Genomic DNA, 17,735 nt, shown 5'->3' on the forward strand with positions numbered 1-17,735 from the left:
CACCTGCAACACTTCGCAAATGAATTGTGACCATAAAATGTATTGGAGGGTAAAAATGGATGTAAAAACGCTTTTGCTGCAGCAATGGGCAAGCTGCTTAGATCAAGAAGACTGGTTTCCACCACTTGAAAAAGTGCTAGAGGATGTTACGTTTGAACAGGCAATTTGGAAACCCGTTGATTCAATGAATTCCATTTGGGAGTTAGTTTGTCATTTACTTTTCTATGAAAAGAGACTTCTGATGCGATTTCTTGGTGAGACAGGCAATGAACCACAAGCCGAAGACAATAAATCTACATTTCGATTACCAGCTGAAACGCTTCAAAATTGGAAGGAAACAAAACAAGAATACGTTTACGTTCATCGCGAACTTGAAAAAATACTAGCAAAATCAGAAGAAGAAGATTTGTATAGACCGATCCCTGGAGAAAGATCATTGGTGCTCGAACTAAAGAGTTTAGCAATGCACGACGCATATCATATTGGGCAAATTGTATTCTTAACTAAAATGCAGGGAACTTTGGCAGGTAAACGCAGATTTTAAAAAACTTCATAAATAAAAACGGGAGCGTCCAAATTCGGACGATCCCGTTTTTTATACCTGAACAAGTGGTCCTAGCCTTCACCTGTATTACAATTTGTCGTAATGCTCATCCGTAACGGGTTCCAGCCATTCCGGCTTACCAGCGGTGATGGCAATATGTTCAAACCAGCTGTCTTTTGCTGCACCATGCCAGTGTTTTACACCATCACGCGTAACAACAACATCACCGGCTTTCAGGAACTGAGCGGCCTTTCCTTCTTCCTGGTACCAGCCTTCGCCGCCGGTTACCAATAGAATCTGATACCCATCACGATGAATATGCCAGTTATTCCGGCATCCCGGTTCAAAGGTTACGTTGCCAACGCCAACAGGAACGCTGGGATCGGCAACCAACGTCTGCAGGTAACTTTGTCCGACAAAATATTTGGCAAATCCTTCGTTCTTCTCTCCCACAGGGAAAATTATGCCGTTTTTTACTTCTTCATGTTTGGCCACTTGGGTTCCTCCATTAAACATTATTAGGATTCGTATCCTCTGGCTCTGTTTACTTCAATTTCCCGCCAAATACCGGAAAGAAGCTGTGCTCGCCATAATCTTGGATCTGCTCTGCGTTCTTCAATGTCTCCATATCTGCATCGCCGATAACAAAATCCAGCTCTGCATTGTTTCTCATGTGATCAGGATTTGCCGTCTTCGGAAGTACGACAAGACCAAGCTGGATATCATAACGCAGGCAAAGCTGGGCAACGGATACCCCATACTTATCTGCTATTGACTTAACCTCAGTATTACCAAGGATTGCACCGTGTGCAATGGGTGAATATGCCTCCACCAAGATGTCATTCTTTTGGCAGAATTCAATGAGCTCCAAGGGCGTGTTGCTCACATGTGCCAAGATCTGATTGACCATAGGCTTGATCTCACAGGCTGCAAGTATATTCTCAATATCATCCTGAAGAAAGTTAGACAGACCGATGGCCTTTACTTTGCCTGTTCTATAAGCATCCTCCATCGCTTTCCATACTTCTTTGTTTTCCTCGAAGTAACGCTTCTCCTCACGGAACTCCGTCCAGGGTTGTGGACTGTGAATAATCAGAAGGTCAATGTATTCCAGTCCCAACTTGGCTAAGGACTCATGGATGGACTGCGTAACGGCATCATAGCTTTTTGCTTCTGCAGCAACCTTTGTCGTAATGAAAAGTTTTTCTCTCGCGACACCACAGGTACGGATTGCTTCGCCTACTCCAGCCTCATTCATATAGGCCTGAGCCGTATCCATATGGCGATATCCTAGAGATACCGCATCCCGCACGGCCTGTGCCGCCTGTTCATCGTCGAGAAGCCAAGTGCCCAATCCTAATTTAGGAATTTCAATACCATTCGATAATTTGAATGTTTCGTTAAACATTGGTTTTGTCTCCTTTACTATTCCGCAATGATTTCATTGATGCAGCTCAAAGCATTTAACGTTCTAGGGAATCCTATATAAGGAAGACAATGCGTGATGGCGGTAATCATCGTTTCCTTGTCATTGCCGACATTTAAATTGCCTTGTACATGTGCCTTGACCTGATGATCCGCACCCCCGAGTGCGCTGATGATGCTGAGCGTCAGCAGCTCCCGCGTTTTCAAATCCAGGCCTCCACGGGTATAGAAGTCGCCAAAGCAAAAGGCGGAAAGATAATCCTGAATATGCTTTTGATTGATCGGAGAATTCTCCCGGTTTTTGGTAATGATGTCGCCGAAAATGTCCACCTGCACGGCAAGTCCCTTATCAAACCGTGTCTCTTCTTCAACCTGTTGTTGACTCTCCAGCGGCAATGCGATGTTTCTTGCATTGAAAACGTCGTTGACCTCCGTCATGGCATTCAGCGTTTTGGGAAAACCGACGTAAGGCGCGCATTGATACACGGCTTCCTTGATTTCGATCGGCGTAAGTCCGACGTTCAGGGCGGCATGGACATGTGCCTTGAGCTGAGGCAAGGTTTGGTTTGTGGTTAGCACCACTAAGGTGATGAGCTCCCTCATTTTGTCATCCAGGCTGCCTTGATGAAAGACCTCCCCGAAAATAAACCGGCTCAAAATATCCTGAAAATCGGGATCCGTGGCATATGCGGCAGGCACTCCATCGCCGAATAGCTGCTTGTACGTTTCTTGGCTCTTCTCAATTCGATTCATCATACAGCCTCCTATCCATGGGACAAATTCAAACGTATGATTCATGTACGGTAAGCGGCACAACCTTCACTGTGGCTGAACGGGCTCGCATACTGATCATCGAGTTCAGATAAGGACTTCCCTTATATTTCGTACGATATGCATTGTCGATGAGGTCGCCGATCTCCCCTTCAACCGGTTCAAACGCAACCTCCTTCGTCATGCCAGCCACCGTGATGCGCCCCGCCTTCTGCTGTACTGCTGCCTGGTACCAACGGGAGTTCTGCCCGTAGTAGGCGCGTACATAGAGTGAGCCGCCAACCACAACAGACCAAATCCAGGTCGGGGTACCATAGGTAACGCCGTCTTCCCGGAAAGGTGAGATGTGAAGATCATCGGACTCAGCGATCCTGTTCAATTCTTCTTTCGGCCACGTACTCATGAATGGGATCCTCCTTAAAGCTTGATATTAAGCATGCACATAGAATGAACTACAGCAGCAAAAATGAACATTGATTGTTTAATCAACTCGTGTTTATAATTTTATACAGAACCCCCATGCTTACAATGGTCATTTCCTCACTATGTGTGCGTTACTCAACAAATGATCTATAATTGCCGATTATCTTAAGATGGAGGACGTTATAAAAATGACTAAAGTGGATCGAAGGGTAGTCAAATCCCAAGAAGCGATCAAGAAGGCCATTCTGGAACTGATGGCAGAAAAAAACTTTGATGACATTACCATCCGTGATATTTCCGACAGGGCCAATGTGAATCGAGGTACGGTATACCTGCACTATTTGGATAAATACGACCTGCTGGATAAAATTATCGAAGAACACATCAGTAATCTCAGCGAACTTTGCCGATCTGCATCCGAAATGAGCTTCCAAGAAGGAAATTATGTCTGGTTCGAATATTTTGCAGAGCATCATTTGTTTTTTTCAATTATGCTGAATACCAAAAGCGCGGCTCATTTCCGCAGCCGTTTCCTTGATTTAGTCGTTCAAGAGTATAAAGTTGAAGTCGATGTAACCGAAGGGAAAAATCAAGGCTTAAATCAAGAAGTTATCCTGCAATTTTTCGGGGCAGCCGTCGTGGGGGCCGTGGAATGGTGGTTCAGGAATGGTATGCCTGTTCCCCCTCGTGTCATGGCAGAACAGACAGGGATCTTGCTGGATCGAAATTTATAACCTCTGAATAACAAAACCACCTGTAATTCATATAGAAATCTATGGATTACAGGTGGTTTTCTATTAATAAGTCGAGGCGAAGTTACTCCCAATTTTGTTGTGCTTATGAACATCTTCCGTTCCGGCATCCAGCGCGGTCTTGTAATAAAAGCATTTATGTTCGATGACTTCCATCGTTTTTTTAAGTTCTTCCATCTGCGCCTCTACAGCAGCTTTCCGTTCCAGAAACATATCATATCTTTGTTTCAGAGTCGTATCCCCTTCTGAACACCAATTAATAAAATTTTTAATTTCCTTAATCGGCATCCCCGTAGTTTTCAAACATTCGATTACTTTTAAAGCCTCAATATCGGATTCTTTAAACAAGCGTGTTCCGCTGGCTGTACGTTCTACAAAAGGCAAAAGTCCCTCTTTGTCGTAGTAACGCAACGTATATATAGTAAGGTTCAATTGCTTGGCAGCTTCACTGATTGAAAATGTCTTCAACAGGGATCTTCCTTTCTTTGCGATATGGCTCTGTCGTTTATACCTTTTTTGATATTATCATAAAATCAGTGCTTGACCTAGAGTTAACTCTAGGGAATAAAATTGATTTTGCAACATTTGAACAATCATTGATAGGAGGATTTCGAGATGATTACTGCTAAAGCAAGAGCTGTCGACGGTCCTGACAAACCGTTCCGAGCAGCTGAAATTAAACGGCGCGATCTGGATTCGCAGGATATTTTAATTGAAATTAAATTTGCGGGAATATGCCATTCCGATATCCATACGGCTCACGGCGAATGGGGACCTGTCAACTATCCGCTTGTGCCTGGACATGAGATTGCAGGAATTGTTACGGCTGTTGGCCCTTATGTCACAAAATACAAAGTCGGTGACCGTGTAGGGGTTGGCTGTATGGTTGATTCCTGTGGCGAATGCGAGAACTGCCGTAAAGGGGAAGAACAATACTGCCTCAAAGGAAACGTACCGACCTACGCGGGTGTTGACAAATACGGCGAGCCAACTCAAGGCGGCTATTCCACCCACATTGTCGTCACTGAAGATTTCGTAGTCAGAATTCCTGACAGCATCGAGCTTGATGCCGCGGCGCCATTGCTTTGCGCGGGTATTACTACCTATTCCCCGCTTAATCATTGGGGGGCCGGCCCAGGCAAAAAAGTAGCTGTAGTCGGTATGGGCGGCCTCGGGCATATGGCTGTTCAAATTGCGCATGCGATGGGTGCCGAGGTCACGGTTTTGTCCCAAACCTTAAGTAAAAAAGAAGATGGCCTGCAATTGGGTGCAGACCACTACTACGCCACTAGCGATCCGGAAACCTTCGAAAAACTCGCCGGCCGCTTTGATCTGATGATTAATACGGTGAGTGCCAGCATCAATATGGATGCTTATTTCTCACTGCTTACGCTTGACGGAACTTTGGTAAACGTCGGTGCCCCTGGGGAGCCGTTGTCGCTGAATGTCATGTCCCTCATCGGACATCGGCGTTCATTTGCTGGCTCCATGATTGGAGGCATCCGCGAGACACAGGAAATGTTGGACTTCTGTGCACAGCACAGCATCGTTCCTAAGATCGAAGTGATCTCGGCCGACCAGATTGACGAAGCCTACAAACGTGTATTAGCCTCGGATGTGAAATACAGATTCGTCATTGATATTAGCACGATGTAAGCTGCGTACCACATTTGTTCCATAAGTGATTACATGTTGAAGGTGCCTCAAAAGCAAGCTTTTGGGCACCTTCGCTTTATTCTATGATCTTCATTCCACGTCCTTATTCCTCATCAAAATAAATGGTTTTTCCCGTTTCTGCGGATATATACACCGCCTCTAAGATTTGCGATACAACCATCGCTTCCCTCGGTTTAACCAAAGGTTCGGTATCGTTCACGATACTGTCAATCCATTGCTTGGCTTCATACTCGAAATCGGTCATTGCTTCTCCGCTGAATCGTTCTCTCGCATTCGGATTCACATCGATTTTATTCAGGAACAGGCTCCCGTCCCTCTCGCCATTGATCCGCAGCTCATTTTTAGCAAAATCCGCTCCTCCCTTCGTTCCACACAACAGGTTGCCGCCACCTTCTGCAATGTTAAGGGCCCAGCTGGTTTCAATGATGACCGTCGCTCCATTTTTAAATTTCACATACCCGAACGCCGAATCTTCTACCTCGAATTCGTTTGGATCCCAGGATCCCCATTCGTTTGCGGCATTTTCGGTATACTTCAGTTTATGGAAGACGCTGCCGACGACACTAACCGGTTCATAGTTATCCATCAACCACAGAATCAGATCAAGGGAATGGGTTCCAATATCAATCATAGGACCGCCTCCCTGTTTCTCTTTATCCAGGAACACGCCCCATGTAGGTACGCCTCTTCTCCGGGTCGCAACCGCTTTGGCAAAATAGATATCTCCAAGTTCCCCATTGGTAATCATCTTTTTTAACAGCTGGCTTCTCGCGTTGGAGCGATTCTGATACCCGACGGTTAGCTTCTTGCCTGTTCGCAAGTGGGCTTCGTACATCGCTTTAGCCTCCGCACCCGTGACTGCCATCGGTTTTTCGCACATGACATGTTTGCCGCTTTCGAGAGCATCAATGGATATCGACGCGTGAGCGCTGTTCGGTGTCAATACATGTACGACCTCAATATCCTCTATCGCAAGCAGATCTTTGTAATTGGTAAACACCTTTGCATCTGGCGTGCCGTATTTTTGCGCCGCTTCCTCGGCCCTTTCCGGCTTCAAGTCACAGAAGGCCACCATCTGTACATGATCTAACTTGGACAAACACGGCATATGCTTCCCGCCCGCGATCATGCCGCAGCCGATGATTCCTACTTTTACAGTTCTCATCTGAATTCCCTCCCCCACGCTATTTGAACTCTACCGTCCGGTTTTCCTTATGAGCGGTGTATGCCGCTTCCAATAGCTCCGTCAATTTTGTCCCCTGTTCCAGTCCGAAGGGCATCGGCTTGTTATGAAGCAATGCATCTGCCCATTGGATGATCGGAAGCGGCTGCTCTTTAGGGAGTTGGTTCGGAGAAATCCATCCGGAGAAAGGCAAATCTAGCTTCTTCGAGATGACTCTAACGGAATCATCTGAGATCATCAAGGTGCCCTCCGTGCCGTAAATCTCAAGGGCGGAAGGAGTTTTGAACGTCACAAGGCTTGTTTCGACAAGGGCGACCGCGTTGCTAATGAACTCAATCGAGCACTGCGCATTATCTTCCACTGCTCGATGGGTGAAGTAATGAAACATGGAGGTGATTCTTTTGGGCTTACCGAGCAGCATACTTGCGATGTACATCGGATGACAGCCCAAATCCATCATGGCTCCGCCCCCGGTTTGTTTCTCATCATACCAGTATTCCGGCAGCCAATTGTTTAAAGCACCGTCGTGGCCGTTACGAATGCGTAAAAGCGTAATGTCCCCTAGTATATGGTCGTCGATCAATTGTTTAGCGAACAATTGGTGTGGTCTTGTAAGAGCAGGAAATGAAATGCAAAACTTGACGTCTGCTTTGCGTACCGCTGCAGAAATCCGGTCGCATTCTTCTACGGTAAGAGCCATGGCTTTCTCGGTAAAAATGTGTTTGCCGGCCTGAGCGGCTGCTACCATGACGTCTGCGTGCATGCTTGTAGGGGCGTCCACGACGACGCCATCGACGTCTTCCCGTTTCAGCAAATTGTCCAAATCCGCTTCAAAATCCGCTCCCAATTGGGCAGCCCATTCGCTTCCGCGTTCAGGCTGTTCGTCCCAGACGGCTGTAATCTTCACGTTTCCATGATTTTGCAGCCTTCTGGCGTAATCAGCTGCATGCACATGCCACTTGCTTAACATCGCAACGTTCAACATCCTTTTCCCCTCCGTAATCGGTTAATGGTCGTCGTATGCGTTTGAGCATTCGTTAGAAAGTGAATTGGGATGGCAGTAACGCCACCCCAAAATGGTTCACGATATAGATTGAACGATCTAGAACCCTACATCATCTCTTTCCGCAGCTTTTTGAGCTACGAACTCCGCCATTTCATCCACGCCTGCGGCTTTATATTTTTCTTGAACACTATGAAGAAGATTTAGAGCTTCTTCATCTGACGAAGCAAACAGTGCTTTCTTAAATTCGTCATCGAAATTCAAGCTGCTGGTTTTACTGATAAAATCCTGGTATTTGGGCCATTCTCTTGCAAGGTAGCTGGCGCTTACTTTGTCTATGATTTTGATAGGCATTTTTGCCGAGAAGCTCTCCTCCAACTTTTGCCACTGCGTTTTTTGATCTTCGGGCGTTGGCCAAGTGACTTCATTGGAGAATGCCCCGATGAATCTTCCTGGAAGAAAATTGAGCCCTGCGTCTCTCTTCAGATCCGGGTTTTCATCGAATTGTTTTTTCACATCCGGAATCCATTGAGGTATCCCGTTTTCCATAGTATAGTGCGTTCCTTCAATTCCGAAATACGCAAGCAATCGCCCTTCTTCGCTGTTGACATAATCAATGTACCGCAATGCCGCATCGGGATCTTTGATGTTCGCGCTCAAGAAAAGGACAGGGAAACCGGAACGGCCGGGTTTTTCAACTTGCGTTCGAATGTCTCCGTTCTTATTCTTCATCGGGCCGAGTAGTTCATATTGCATTTCCGGATTCGTCTTATACAGCGTTTTTTGTAAATCAGCTAACATCGGTTGGGCACCGAATACAGCCATCTTGCCCGTCGTGAGCTTTTCATTCGCTGTCGTACTCGTATTGCTGAAGGCTTCAAGATCAAACAATCCTTCTTTTAGCAGCTTTCTCATGTATAACAACTTGGCTTCATAATCCTTGGATTGCGTCCAGTGAATCAGTTTTCCGTCCACTTCACGGAAGTCCGAAATCGAATAATCCGACCATCCGGCAAGGAACTGCCCGTAATCCCATCCATTCCACATCGTTCCGGCCGGGATGACCGGCTTCCCGCCAATATCTTTGAAACCGCCATCTCTGATCTTGACCAATAGATCGTACAGTTCATCCTGCGTATCAATATCCTCCGCTTTTACATTTAGAGCTTTCAGGATATCTCCCCTGGCAAAAAGGCCGTAATTCCAATTATGAATGCTCTCTGGGGTTCCGTCCGGGGTCTCCGTTGGAATGAGATACGTCTTGCCTTCAAAATCGGGACTATTGAGATCGAACTCGGCAAAATCCTTCGCAATCCCGGTCGTCACCAGTCTTTTAATATTCGGGTATTTATCGAGATAAGGGGTTAAATCCAGAAGCTGTCCTTCCATGGCTGCCTTCTTGATGACTTGCCCTTCTCCTCCTGTAGTAGACCAGAACGGTGCGTTAACAATATCCGGGACCGTACCGGAAGCGAAGATCGTATTCAGTTTCTCTACTTCGCTTGTCGTGATGGATTCCAGGTTTAACGTCACCCCGGTTTTTTCCCTGATTTTTTGGGCCACCGGATTATTTTTCTGGTCCTGCGGGAAACCGGCTCCTCCGCCGTTCCAAGCACTGAGGAAAGTCAAGGTTACCGGCTTTATTTCTTCAGTACCTGACTTATTCGGACCCGGGTCAACCGTGCCTGCGTCCTCTTCTTTGCCTGTTCCCGTACATGCCGTCATGGTCACTAACAGCAGTAAAGCGATTAGTGTCATCGCAAGAACGCTCCTACGCCGCCTGTTCTTCCTCATCCTACAATCCCCTTCCATTGGAAGTTTATATATAAAAGGCTTAGCCTTTTATACCAACTACTCCTTAAGCGAACCTACCAATACGCCTTTGACGAAATATTTCTGAAGGAATGGATACACACAGATGATCGGGGTCGTGATAATAATGACGAAGGTCATACGCAAAGCTTCCGGCGTTACACCTCGCAGCTCCATCTGAGACTGGGTCATGTTTTGGATCGCTGATCCGCTATTTCCCGACGACGTCATCGACTGGAAAGACGCTTCGCTGATCATCTTGTTCAGGAATGTAGCCGCAGGCTGCAGTTTTTCGTTCTGTATGAAAAACTGACCGGTAAACCAGTCATTCCACACGCCAACCCCGACAAACAAGGCAATCGTAGCAAGCACCGGCATCGAAAGAGGCAGGATGATTCTTGCGAATACCGCCAACTCACTTGCTCCGTCGATTCGGGCCGATTCCGACAGACCTTCCGGGATCCCGTCGAAGAAGGTTTTCATAATAATCGCATTGAAAAAGTTATACAGAGACGGCAGTACCAACACCCAGAACGTATTCAGGATGTGCAGTTCCCGGTACAGGATAAAGGTCGGAATAAGGCCTCCGCTGAACAACGTGGTGAAGAAAAAGAAGAATACAATATATTTTCTTCCGGGCAGCCCTTTCCGCGACAGGGCGTAGGCTAATAACGCCGTCAAAAATACGGAGCCAACCGTTACGATCAGGGTCCGGGAAATGGAAATATAAAACGAATTTAAGATTAAGGGATTGCTAAAAGCTTTCGCATAGTTTTCTAATGTAAACACTCTAGGAAAAAGATAGATTCCGCCCTTCATCGCGTCGTAGCCGTCATTGAAAGAAAGGGCCAGAAAATAGATAAATGGATAGAGTGCCGTAGCGCAGAATAAAAGCAGCACCGAATAGTTCAGCGTCGCATACATTTTATCTGCCGGCGTCAGCCTTCTTTCCCCCATACACACACCTCCTCAATCTTCAGCGCCAGCTGTTTACCACAACGATACATCACTCACACGTTTGGATACTTTGTTGACAACCACGATGAGAAGCAGCGAGATCGCAGACTTAAATAAACCAATGGCCGTGGAATAGGCTAATTGCCCTTGCTGCAGGCCAGTTTTTAAGACATACGTGTCCAATATCTCCGAGACGCTTAATGTTGCGGGGGACTGCATCAGCCAGATTTGGTCAAAGCCCGCATTCAGTATTCCGCTGAGGGAAAATATGAGCAATATGCCGATCGTTGGCGTAAGGGATGGAAGCGTGATCTTAAATAGTTTGCTCCACCGGCCTGCCCCGTCGATTTCGGCTGCCTCATACAGGTGCGGATCGATATTCGTTAACGCGGCTAAATAAATGATCGAACCCCAGCCTACACCTTTCCAGATATCGGAAATGATGACCAATGGATAGAACAATTCCGGCTTCCCCATAAAAAAGATCGGATCCAAACCCATCTGGTACCGAATATCATTGATGAGACCTACGTTCGGAGACAGGATTTTTTGAAGTAAAGTAACGACGACGACCCACGACACGAAGTGCGGCAGATAGGAAATCGTTTGAAAAACCCTTTTGATTTTTTTGTGCATGATTCCATTAAGCATCAAGGCCAGGACCAATGGAGCTGGAAATCCGAAAATCAGCTTAAGGGCACTAATGGACAACGTATTTCGGAGAACATCGTAAAAGCTGGAATCGTTTAAAAACTGCTCGAAATATTTAAAGCCTGCCCACGGACTCCCCAAGATCCCCAGATTGAATTTGTAATCTTTGAACGCGATCAGAATGCCGTACATCGGATAGTAGGCAAAAACCAGAAACCATAGGATCGCAGGAAGAATAAATAAGTATATATATCTAAATTGCCATATTTTAACTAATTTTCGGTTCTTTTTTAGTCGTTCATATCTAGGGATAACAGCACCTTTGGGTACCATTCTCCGAACACCTCCTACATCTTCGTCGTATCAGGCTTTATATCGCATGGATTTCACACATTCCGGTCTCACATTTGCGTAAGGCATATCGCACGGTTTCCCCTCCTTTATTGCAAGCGGTTTCATTTGTATGATTCAAATATATTCAATATGGTGTAGGAATCATTCCATAATTTCTTCATTCACATCAAAGTTATCTTCAGGTCAGAAAATGGTGCTGTTCCCGTGGCGGGGACGGGCGGATATCATGATGTGGAGAAAATGTACTTTCCCGTCGTCTCGCCAATCACCAATTCCGGCTCCACGAGAGTTTTAATGTATTTTCCGGGTTGGCCGTCATCACTGTTTATGACCTCAAGCAGCGTGTTTGCCGCCCGGTAGCCCATATCTCGTTCAAACTGTTTAACATGTGTGAATGTGCTGTATCCTTCGATGATGGAAGTCGGATCGTCAAAACTGATGATGGATATGTCCTCAGGCACCTTCAAACCGGCTTGACGTGCCATCTGATGGATTTTCACACCAAGACTTCCGTTTAGGGTAATATAGGCCGATGCCATTCGATTTTGGATATATCGGTACAGTGGATGTGCTTCAGCTTGCTCAAGACTTCCGATTTCAAAACCGGTTACGATGTGGGCCGGGTTAATGAGGGATCCCTTTTCCTTTAAGGCATTCATATATCCGTCGATCCGCTCTTGAACGGTAACGGTTTGTATGGGCGAATCAGAGCAAATGGCGATTTCACGGTGCCCCAGATCCCATAAGTAATTGACAGCCAGGTTAGCGCCAAGCCTACCGTCGGATGCGATATAGTGAGTTTCCACCCCTGGAAGGTAACGGTCGATGAGAACAAACGGAAATCCCGCAAATTTCATGCTTAAGATTTCTTCATTGAATAGTTCCTCGTCCACCGGGAAAATCAGCAGCCCCTCCACTCCAATTTTACTGCAGGTCTGGATCGCCTCTTTTTCCTTCTCAATGCTGCCCTCCGATAAATAGATCACGAAACGGTAATCGTTTTCATTTAGTGCTTGCTGAATCCCCTGGACAAGTCTAATGGTAAAATAATCATAAATGCTGGGCATAATCAGACCGATCAGCCTCGTCTGCATTTCTCCGCTGGTTTGATTAGTTTGCTGTGCCGCACTTTTAGGAGATACCGTCGGCATTTCATATTCCGGATCGCTTACAAAGGACCCCTTTCCGGGAACTCTTGTAATGATTCGTTCATTAACCAAGCCGGATAAGGCATGAACGACAGTAATTTTGCTTACTCCGAAACGCTCCATAAGTTCCTTTTCCGTAGGGATACGGTCTCCAACCTTCAATACCTGGGACGTGACCAAATCACGTATATACTCTTGAACCATCTGATACAAAGGTATTCTGTCCGCTGAGTTCATCCGAATCACCACATTTCATATCAATATATTCAATATATAAAATACGAATGACGAGATCGATTTATTCCATGTCCATTCTTTGTTGGATACACAAATAGCAGGCTCCCGATATTTCGGAAGCCTGCTGCTTCATCGATCTGCTTGTTAAGTTAAACAAAATCGTCATCAATGATTTATTTCAATTTAGCGACGGATACGGCTACCTTCTCCAACTGCGCGTTTGAGAGGGAATGATCCTGCGAGTAGAGCGTAACAAATCGGTCATCGAGTTTAAATGTCAGCATCGCAGTATCGCTTGGTGTATACCATTTAGCCTGCACCCCATTGGAGAGCGTGACGTTTTTACCATCATATTCGAAAGCGTAGTCCCGCGGCGATACCTCTACGTTCATGTGCTTAAATGTGAACTTGACCGAATCCCCACCAGCAGCTACTTTCTGGAAACTATCATTTTTCACCGCCTGCATTGGCGCATAAGCCGTAGTAAAGCCGTCAAATTTCGCGAATTCTTTCTTAATCGCCTGAATTTGAGAAGTCGAATACGTAACAGCCACAAGATCGGCTCCTGTATGGTTTCCTGTATTCCCATTGTTAGGCGCAGAAGGTGTACCAATGGTGATGACACCGGTACGGCTATTATAATCAACCGATGCCTTCAATGCCTCAGACAGGGCACGAACCGGAAGATAAGTCGAATCGTTATATACGATTGGAGCCAATTTGTTCCCTTTTGCATCCGTCGGTACAAACGTTTTTCCATCGATTTTGAAACTGATGTTGTGATTGAGGTAGGCGGAAATTTTCTGCAGGTTGGCACCGGCGTAGACGCCTGCCGCTCCGGAAACGGTCATTCCTACGACAAGTGCAGCCATAATGGTTCCTTTTACACGATTTTTCATAATTATTCTCTCCCTTGTTGTTTTATTGCCGAAGCAAACGCGATGTCTTACCTTGGTAGAACTCAAACCTTCTTCATATCCCCGTTTATCTTGTTTAAGGCGGGGGTTCCTTATGTACCTAACTATAAAGCGACTTTATCTCCAAACTATCTCCGAATTGTATCCGACTTGTAAACATTTTGGTCGAAATCAAGAGAACTAAAAAAGGCCGCCATGCGGCAGCCTCCTTGCAACTTGAATATATTCTCGGCTTATTCTGAGGTTTTAAAGGGACCATCCGGATTGCTGGATCAGGCTGGTGACAAGCTCATCGTCGAAGACGATTCCGAAACCGGGGGTCGCCGGAATATGAATCTCTCCGGTTTCGATTCGATAACCTGATACATCCATGCCTTCAATGATAATGTCGTCATATTCCACAAATTCGAAGTTTTGCACCGCAGCCGACAAATGCCCCGACGCGTAAATCCCGTAAGCATTGCCGTAACAATGAGGCGCGGACCGCAAACCATGGGCATCCAGCTTTTCGCCTAATTCCATCCAATGTGTGAAACCCGGCGAGATGATATCGTACTGTAGCACATCGACACATCCGCGAATCGCCCACTCCACGAGATGCGGTGAGGCAAGCCCTTCCCCGTCTGCGATAAGCACATTCTGCCCGCGTTGCCGGAGCCATTCCTTCAGGTCCTCGTACAAGGCTTCATCCTCATGAAACGCTTCTTCCAGCCAATACAGGTTCACATCCGACAAAGCCGCCAATACCTCTTTGGTTAGGTTCAAATTATACGCATTATTAGCATCGATCATAATTTTGCCTGTGGGACCCGCCACTTCTGCAATCCCGCGTACGATCGCAATATCCCGTTTCGTCCCTTCCCAAAGCGGCATATGGCGTCCGCCTCGGCCAACCTTAATTTTAAAATGACGCTGGCCCTTCGCAAAGCCTTGTATCGCTTCTTCTTGCATCAATGCGACGGCTGCCTGCTCATCGGAAAGATGCAAATCGTCGAAGTATAGAGAGGTGTCATAACATGGGACAACAAATGGGACTCCCCTTTCCAGGTTGGCATCCGATACCAAGTCATATACTGGTTTGCCTTGTCTCCGTCCTAACCAATCTAACACCGGATATTCCAATGGCAAGCGATACGCTTCGCGCAGTCTGCCCTTGTCATCAAATAAGTCAAGCAATCTACGGCCTATGATGCCTTCGGCCCACTCCGGCGTCATATGTAGCGAGCTGCCGTAACCCGTTTGTCCATCGATCGTAATTCTGGCGATATCGACTGTACAGCTTTTGCCATGAATGCCGATTCTGCCATTGGCCCCGGCGTTTCTGGCACGTTCTCCCCTTAACTTGGCGAATTCGATCTTTTCCACGATCCAATCCGATTGTATACCCGTCATATTCACAGGATCCCCCTCCTTCATCAACTCGGCGGTTTCATTTCCCAATGATTCAAATCGTTGACCACATTAAAAGACTATATGGTTAGCAGCCTATGGTATTCGTCTATCACATTTCGTCATACTCTCTCTATATTTACCAGGAGTAATCCCTTCGACTTTCTTAAAAACTCTAATGAAAACGCTGTCACTTGTATAGCCGACCATCTTGGCGATCTGTGCGTTGGTCAGCCCGGGATCCGACATCAGTTCCTTGGCGTGATCCATCCGTACGACGGTCAGGTAGTCGTTTAAGTTCTGCCCGCTTACCCTTTTAAAAAATTGTGAGATATATTGCGGTGTGATTTGCAAATGCTCAGACAATAAATTCAGGCTCATGTTGGGATCGGCGTAATTCGCTTGAATACAAGCCTGTATTTGCAGAAGGAGCTGTTCACTGTGGTCACTCCGTTCCAGTTTGAATGATTCGGCAGCCGATAAATACAGATCCTTCGCTTTTTCAAACATTTCATCGGTTGTTTTACAGGAGAGCAGGAAACGTACAGGATGGATGTCGCCCTCTGTAAGCCTGCGGTACGCCGGAGTATCCGAAGTCATAATACGCAGCAGGGTACTGGCGAGACTGAATAATAGGCATCTCCCCAGCTCAGGAGTGATAGATTCGTCGCTAAAATTCATATCGAACAGCTGTTTGAGCAGAAGGACAACCTGCTCTTTGTCACCGCTTCGAACACAATTGATTAACTGCAGCTCGGTTTCGACGGGGTAATAATATTGCAGCTTTTGCTGGCGGATATCATGATAATAAAAGATCGACAGCTGCCCATTTACCATCCTGTACTCCAAGGCGGCAGCCGCCTCCAAATAGGCTTCTCCAATCTGATGCTGCCCCTCATGAACTCCGCTTATGGCTATACTGATCTCCAGCTTGAATCGGGTCTCGAGAATGCGGTGCAATTCAGAGACGATGTCCTTAACCCGGCAAGCCGGGTGCCCCAACTGATCCGGCAACAGATTGACGAGCAGGGCCAGCCGGTTTTTCTCCAGGTCTATAGTATGTATCGTATGCAAGTCGTAGATCGAATCTTCAGCCAAATTGGAGATAATAAATCGGACCAATGCCCATTGTTTTTCACTTTGGTTCGGTGCGAACCGGGTCAAGTCGTCCACTTGAACGAGAATGACGGCAAAATGAGGAAACGGAAACTGGATACCCATAAATTCCAGCGATTGTTTCATTTGCTCTGGAGGCTCGTAATAGCCCTGAAGCACACGATGCAAATAATTGGAACGAAGCAAGGGCAGCTGCTGGGTAAGCTTGTTCTTTATACTTCTCTCCTCGTCCCAGGAAACCTTCATCATTTCCATGATGTAGTCGAATTCATCACCAGCCGCTTTCCGGGGATGGAACTTTCCGGCCGGTATCGCCTCTACAATTCTTTTGATTGGAAAATAATTTCTATATGTGATTCCATACGCTGCTGCGCTCCCTACGAGGATGCATAACAAGAGAAGCCACAGCGCAAGATGCTCCATTTGTTTTAATTTATGCAGATATAAATTCAATGGCATCACATCAATATAGTACCATCCGACTTGTTCCGAGGTGGTGAATGATACCATCACATCTTGACCGTTCAGATGGGTATTGAGTAGACCGGTATTCGACTTCAGTTCGTTCAATATGGATTTTGATAAAGGGCTGGCACCGGGTGTACTGCTGATGAGTTCATGATTTTGGTCCACGATATAAACGGAGCTCCCGTTGGCGGACTCGATTTTTCGTGTCATTTCGTGAATTTCGGCTTCATCGATCAGAACGACAAGACTCCCTTTAATCGTGGAGGTGTCTTCGACAGGCAGCGATTGCATAAAGGTAATGACTTTCATAGGATCATTCTTCAGGCTGCTGTTTCGCTGTAAGGTTGCGGCCGGCAGGTAAGTTTGACTATGGTAGCTGATCATCTGTTTACGCCATTCTTCATAGGTAAGATGATCAAAGCTATAATATTTATCGTAAAAGCTGTGCGAATCGGTCACGAGGTTCGGTTTGATCACAGAATCACTTCGGTCCAAAAAAATATAGAAATCGTAAACAAAATTGTTGGTCATGTGGGAGTACATTTTTAAATAGTCTCTTGAAAACTGTACCAGATGATATCGTTCGGATAAGTTTTTACTCGGCGTATCCAATAAATAACGCAGCTTAGGATTGAGTATCATTTGATTGGATAAATGTTCGATATCTCTAAGATTGCTGTCTATATTGAGACGCATTTGCTCCAGCATGCCAAGATTGGAACGTTCCGCATTGGCTTTCATGATATGTTCAAACTGGGTATAGAAAAAAAACCAGATGATGATGGGAAGCAGGAGCAGCAGACAATTGGATACGAGCATTCTGATGAATAGGCTTCTTCTTTTGCTCCCGGCATTCTTTTTTCGGATGAATGAAAACATTGCGATCCTCCTAGTATAGAAAAGCTTGC

At 46.1% G+C, this 17,735-nt stretch carries 17 protein-coding genes; 3 read left to right on the forward strand and 14 right to left on the reverse strand.

Annotation, left to right across the window (positions count from 1 at the left end):
• Positions 1-55 precede the first annotated feature (55 nt).
• Positions 56-544: a DinB family protein gene (locus MKY74_RS22260; RefSeq protein ID WP_076164851.1), complete on the forward strand. Its 489-nt coding sequence runs from the start codon at positions 56-58 to the stop codon at positions 542-544.
• An 87-nt stretch (positions 545-631) separates the two neighbouring features.
• Here MKY74_RS22260 and MKY74_RS22265 read toward each other — a convergent pair whose 3' ends face one another.
• The 4 genes from MKY74_RS22265 to MKY74_RS22280 are packed head-to-tail and all read right to left on the reverse strand — an operon-like array spanning position 632 to position 3,143.
• A complete protein-coding gene (locus tag MKY74_RS22265) occupies positions 632-1,039 on the reverse strand; it encodes a cupin domain-containing protein (protein ID WP_076164849.1) in 408 nt (135 codons plus the stop codon).
• Positions 1,040-1,088: 49 nt separating this feature from the next.
• Positions 1,089-1,952, reverse strand: coding sequence for an aldo/keto reductase (locus tag MKY74_RS22270; RefSeq protein ID WP_076164847.1), 864 nt, complete (start codon positions 1,950-1,952; stop codon positions 1,089-1,091).
• A 17-nt stretch (positions 1,953-1,969) separates the two neighbouring features.
• A complete protein-coding gene (locus MKY74_RS22275; RefSeq protein ID WP_244169128.1) occupies positions 1,970-2,725 on the reverse strand; it encodes a carboxymuconolactone decarboxylase family protein in 756 nt (251 codons plus the stop codon).
• 25 nt (positions 2,726-2,750) lie between these two features.
• Complete coding sequence (locus MKY74_RS22280) at positions 2,751-3,143, reverse strand: DUF2255 family protein (protein WP_076164843.1); 393 nt, start codon at positions 3,141-3,143, stop codon at positions 2,751-2,753.
• Positions 3,144-3,351: 208 nt separating this feature from the next.
• Between MKY74_RS22280 and MKY74_RS22285 the strand changes: the two genes are divergently transcribed.
• A complete protein-coding gene (locus tag MKY74_RS22285; protein ID WP_076164840.1) occupies positions 3,352-3,897 on the forward strand; it encodes a TetR/AcrR family transcriptional regulator in 546 nt (181 codons plus the stop codon).
• Positions 3,898-3,960: 63 nt separating this feature from the next.
• Here the strand turns inward: MKY74_RS22285 and MKY74_RS22290 are convergent, their stop codons facing one another.
• On the reverse strand, positions 3,961-4,383 hold the full coding sequence (locus tag MKY74_RS22290) for a MerR family transcriptional regulator (protein WP_076164838.1): 423 nt from the start codon (positions 4,381-4,383) through the stop codon (positions 3,961-3,963).
• A gap of 147 nt (positions 4,384-4,530) precedes the next feature.
• On the opposite strand from MKY74_RS22290, the gene MKY74_RS22295 reads away from it, so the two are divergent.
• Positions 4,531-5,571, forward strand: coding sequence for an NAD(P)-dependent alcohol dehydrogenase (locus MKY74_RS22295; protein WP_076164836.1), 1,041 nt, complete (start codon positions 4,531-4,533; stop codon positions 5,569-5,571).
• Between the two features lie 103 nt (positions 5,572-5,674).
• Here MKY74_RS22295 and MKY74_RS22300 read toward each other — a convergent pair whose 3' ends face one another.
• The 9 genes from MKY74_RS22300 to MKY74_RS22340 form a co-directional block, all read right to left on the reverse strand.
• Entirely contained in the window at positions 5,675-6,757 is a 1,083-nt protein-coding gene (locus tag MKY74_RS22300) for a Gfo/Idh/MocA family protein (RefSeq protein WP_076164835.1), read from the reverse strand.
• A 19-nt stretch (positions 6,758-6,776) separates the two neighbouring features.
• A complete protein-coding gene (locus MKY74_RS22305) occupies positions 6,777-7,760 on the reverse strand; it encodes a Gfo/Idh/MocA family protein (RefSeq protein WP_076164832.1) in 984 nt (327 codons plus the stop codon).
• Between the two features lie 117 nt (positions 7,761-7,877).
• Positions 7,878-9,536: an extracellular solute-binding protein gene (locus MKY74_RS22310; protein WP_076164830.1), complete on the reverse strand. Its 1,659-nt coding sequence runs from the start codon at positions 9,534-9,536 to the stop codon at positions 7,878-7,880.
• 93 nt (positions 9,537-9,629) lie between these two features.
• Positions 9,630-10,547, reverse strand: coding sequence for a carbohydrate ABC transporter permease (locus MKY74_RS22315; protein WP_076164828.1), 918 nt, complete (start codon positions 10,545-10,547; stop codon positions 9,630-9,632).
• Positions 10,548-10,580: 33 nt separating this feature from the next.
• The gene (locus tag MKY74_RS22320) at positions 10,581-11,531 is read right to left on the reverse strand and encodes an ABC transporter permease (protein ID WP_076164825.1); all 951 of its coding nucleotides are present in this window, start codon (positions 11,529-11,531) and stop codon (positions 10,581-10,583) included.
• A 245-nt stretch (positions 11,532-11,776) separates the two neighbouring features.
• Positions 11,777-12,937, reverse strand: coding sequence for a GntR family transcriptional regulator (locus tag MKY74_RS22325; RefSeq protein ID WP_076164823.1), 1,161 nt, complete (start codon positions 12,935-12,937; stop codon positions 11,777-11,779).
• A 173-nt stretch (positions 12,938-13,110) separates the two neighbouring features.
• Positions 13,111-13,836: a stalk domain-containing protein gene (locus MKY74_RS22330; protein ID WP_076164821.1), complete on the reverse strand. Its 726-nt coding sequence runs from the start codon at positions 13,834-13,836 to the stop codon at positions 13,111-13,113.
• Between the two features lie 264 nt (positions 13,837-14,100).
• Positions 14,101-15,246: an enolase C-terminal domain-like protein gene (locus MKY74_RS22335; RefSeq protein WP_244169222.1), complete on the reverse strand. Its 1,146-nt coding sequence runs from the start codon at positions 15,244-15,246 to the stop codon at positions 14,101-14,103.
• A gap of 93 nt (positions 15,247-15,339) precedes the next feature.
• A complete protein-coding gene (locus tag MKY74_RS22340; protein ID WP_341012914.1) occupies positions 15,340-17,568 on the reverse strand; it encodes an AraC family transcriptional regulator in 2,229 nt (742 codons plus the stop codon).
• Positions 17,569-17,735: the final 167 nt, after the last annotated feature.

It is taken from the genome of Paenibacillus sp. FSL R5-0378 (assembly GCF_038009285.1).
Lineage (GTDB): Bacteria > Bacillota > Bacilli > Paenibacillales > Paenibacillaceae > Paenibacillus_AQ > Paenibacillus_AQ favisporus.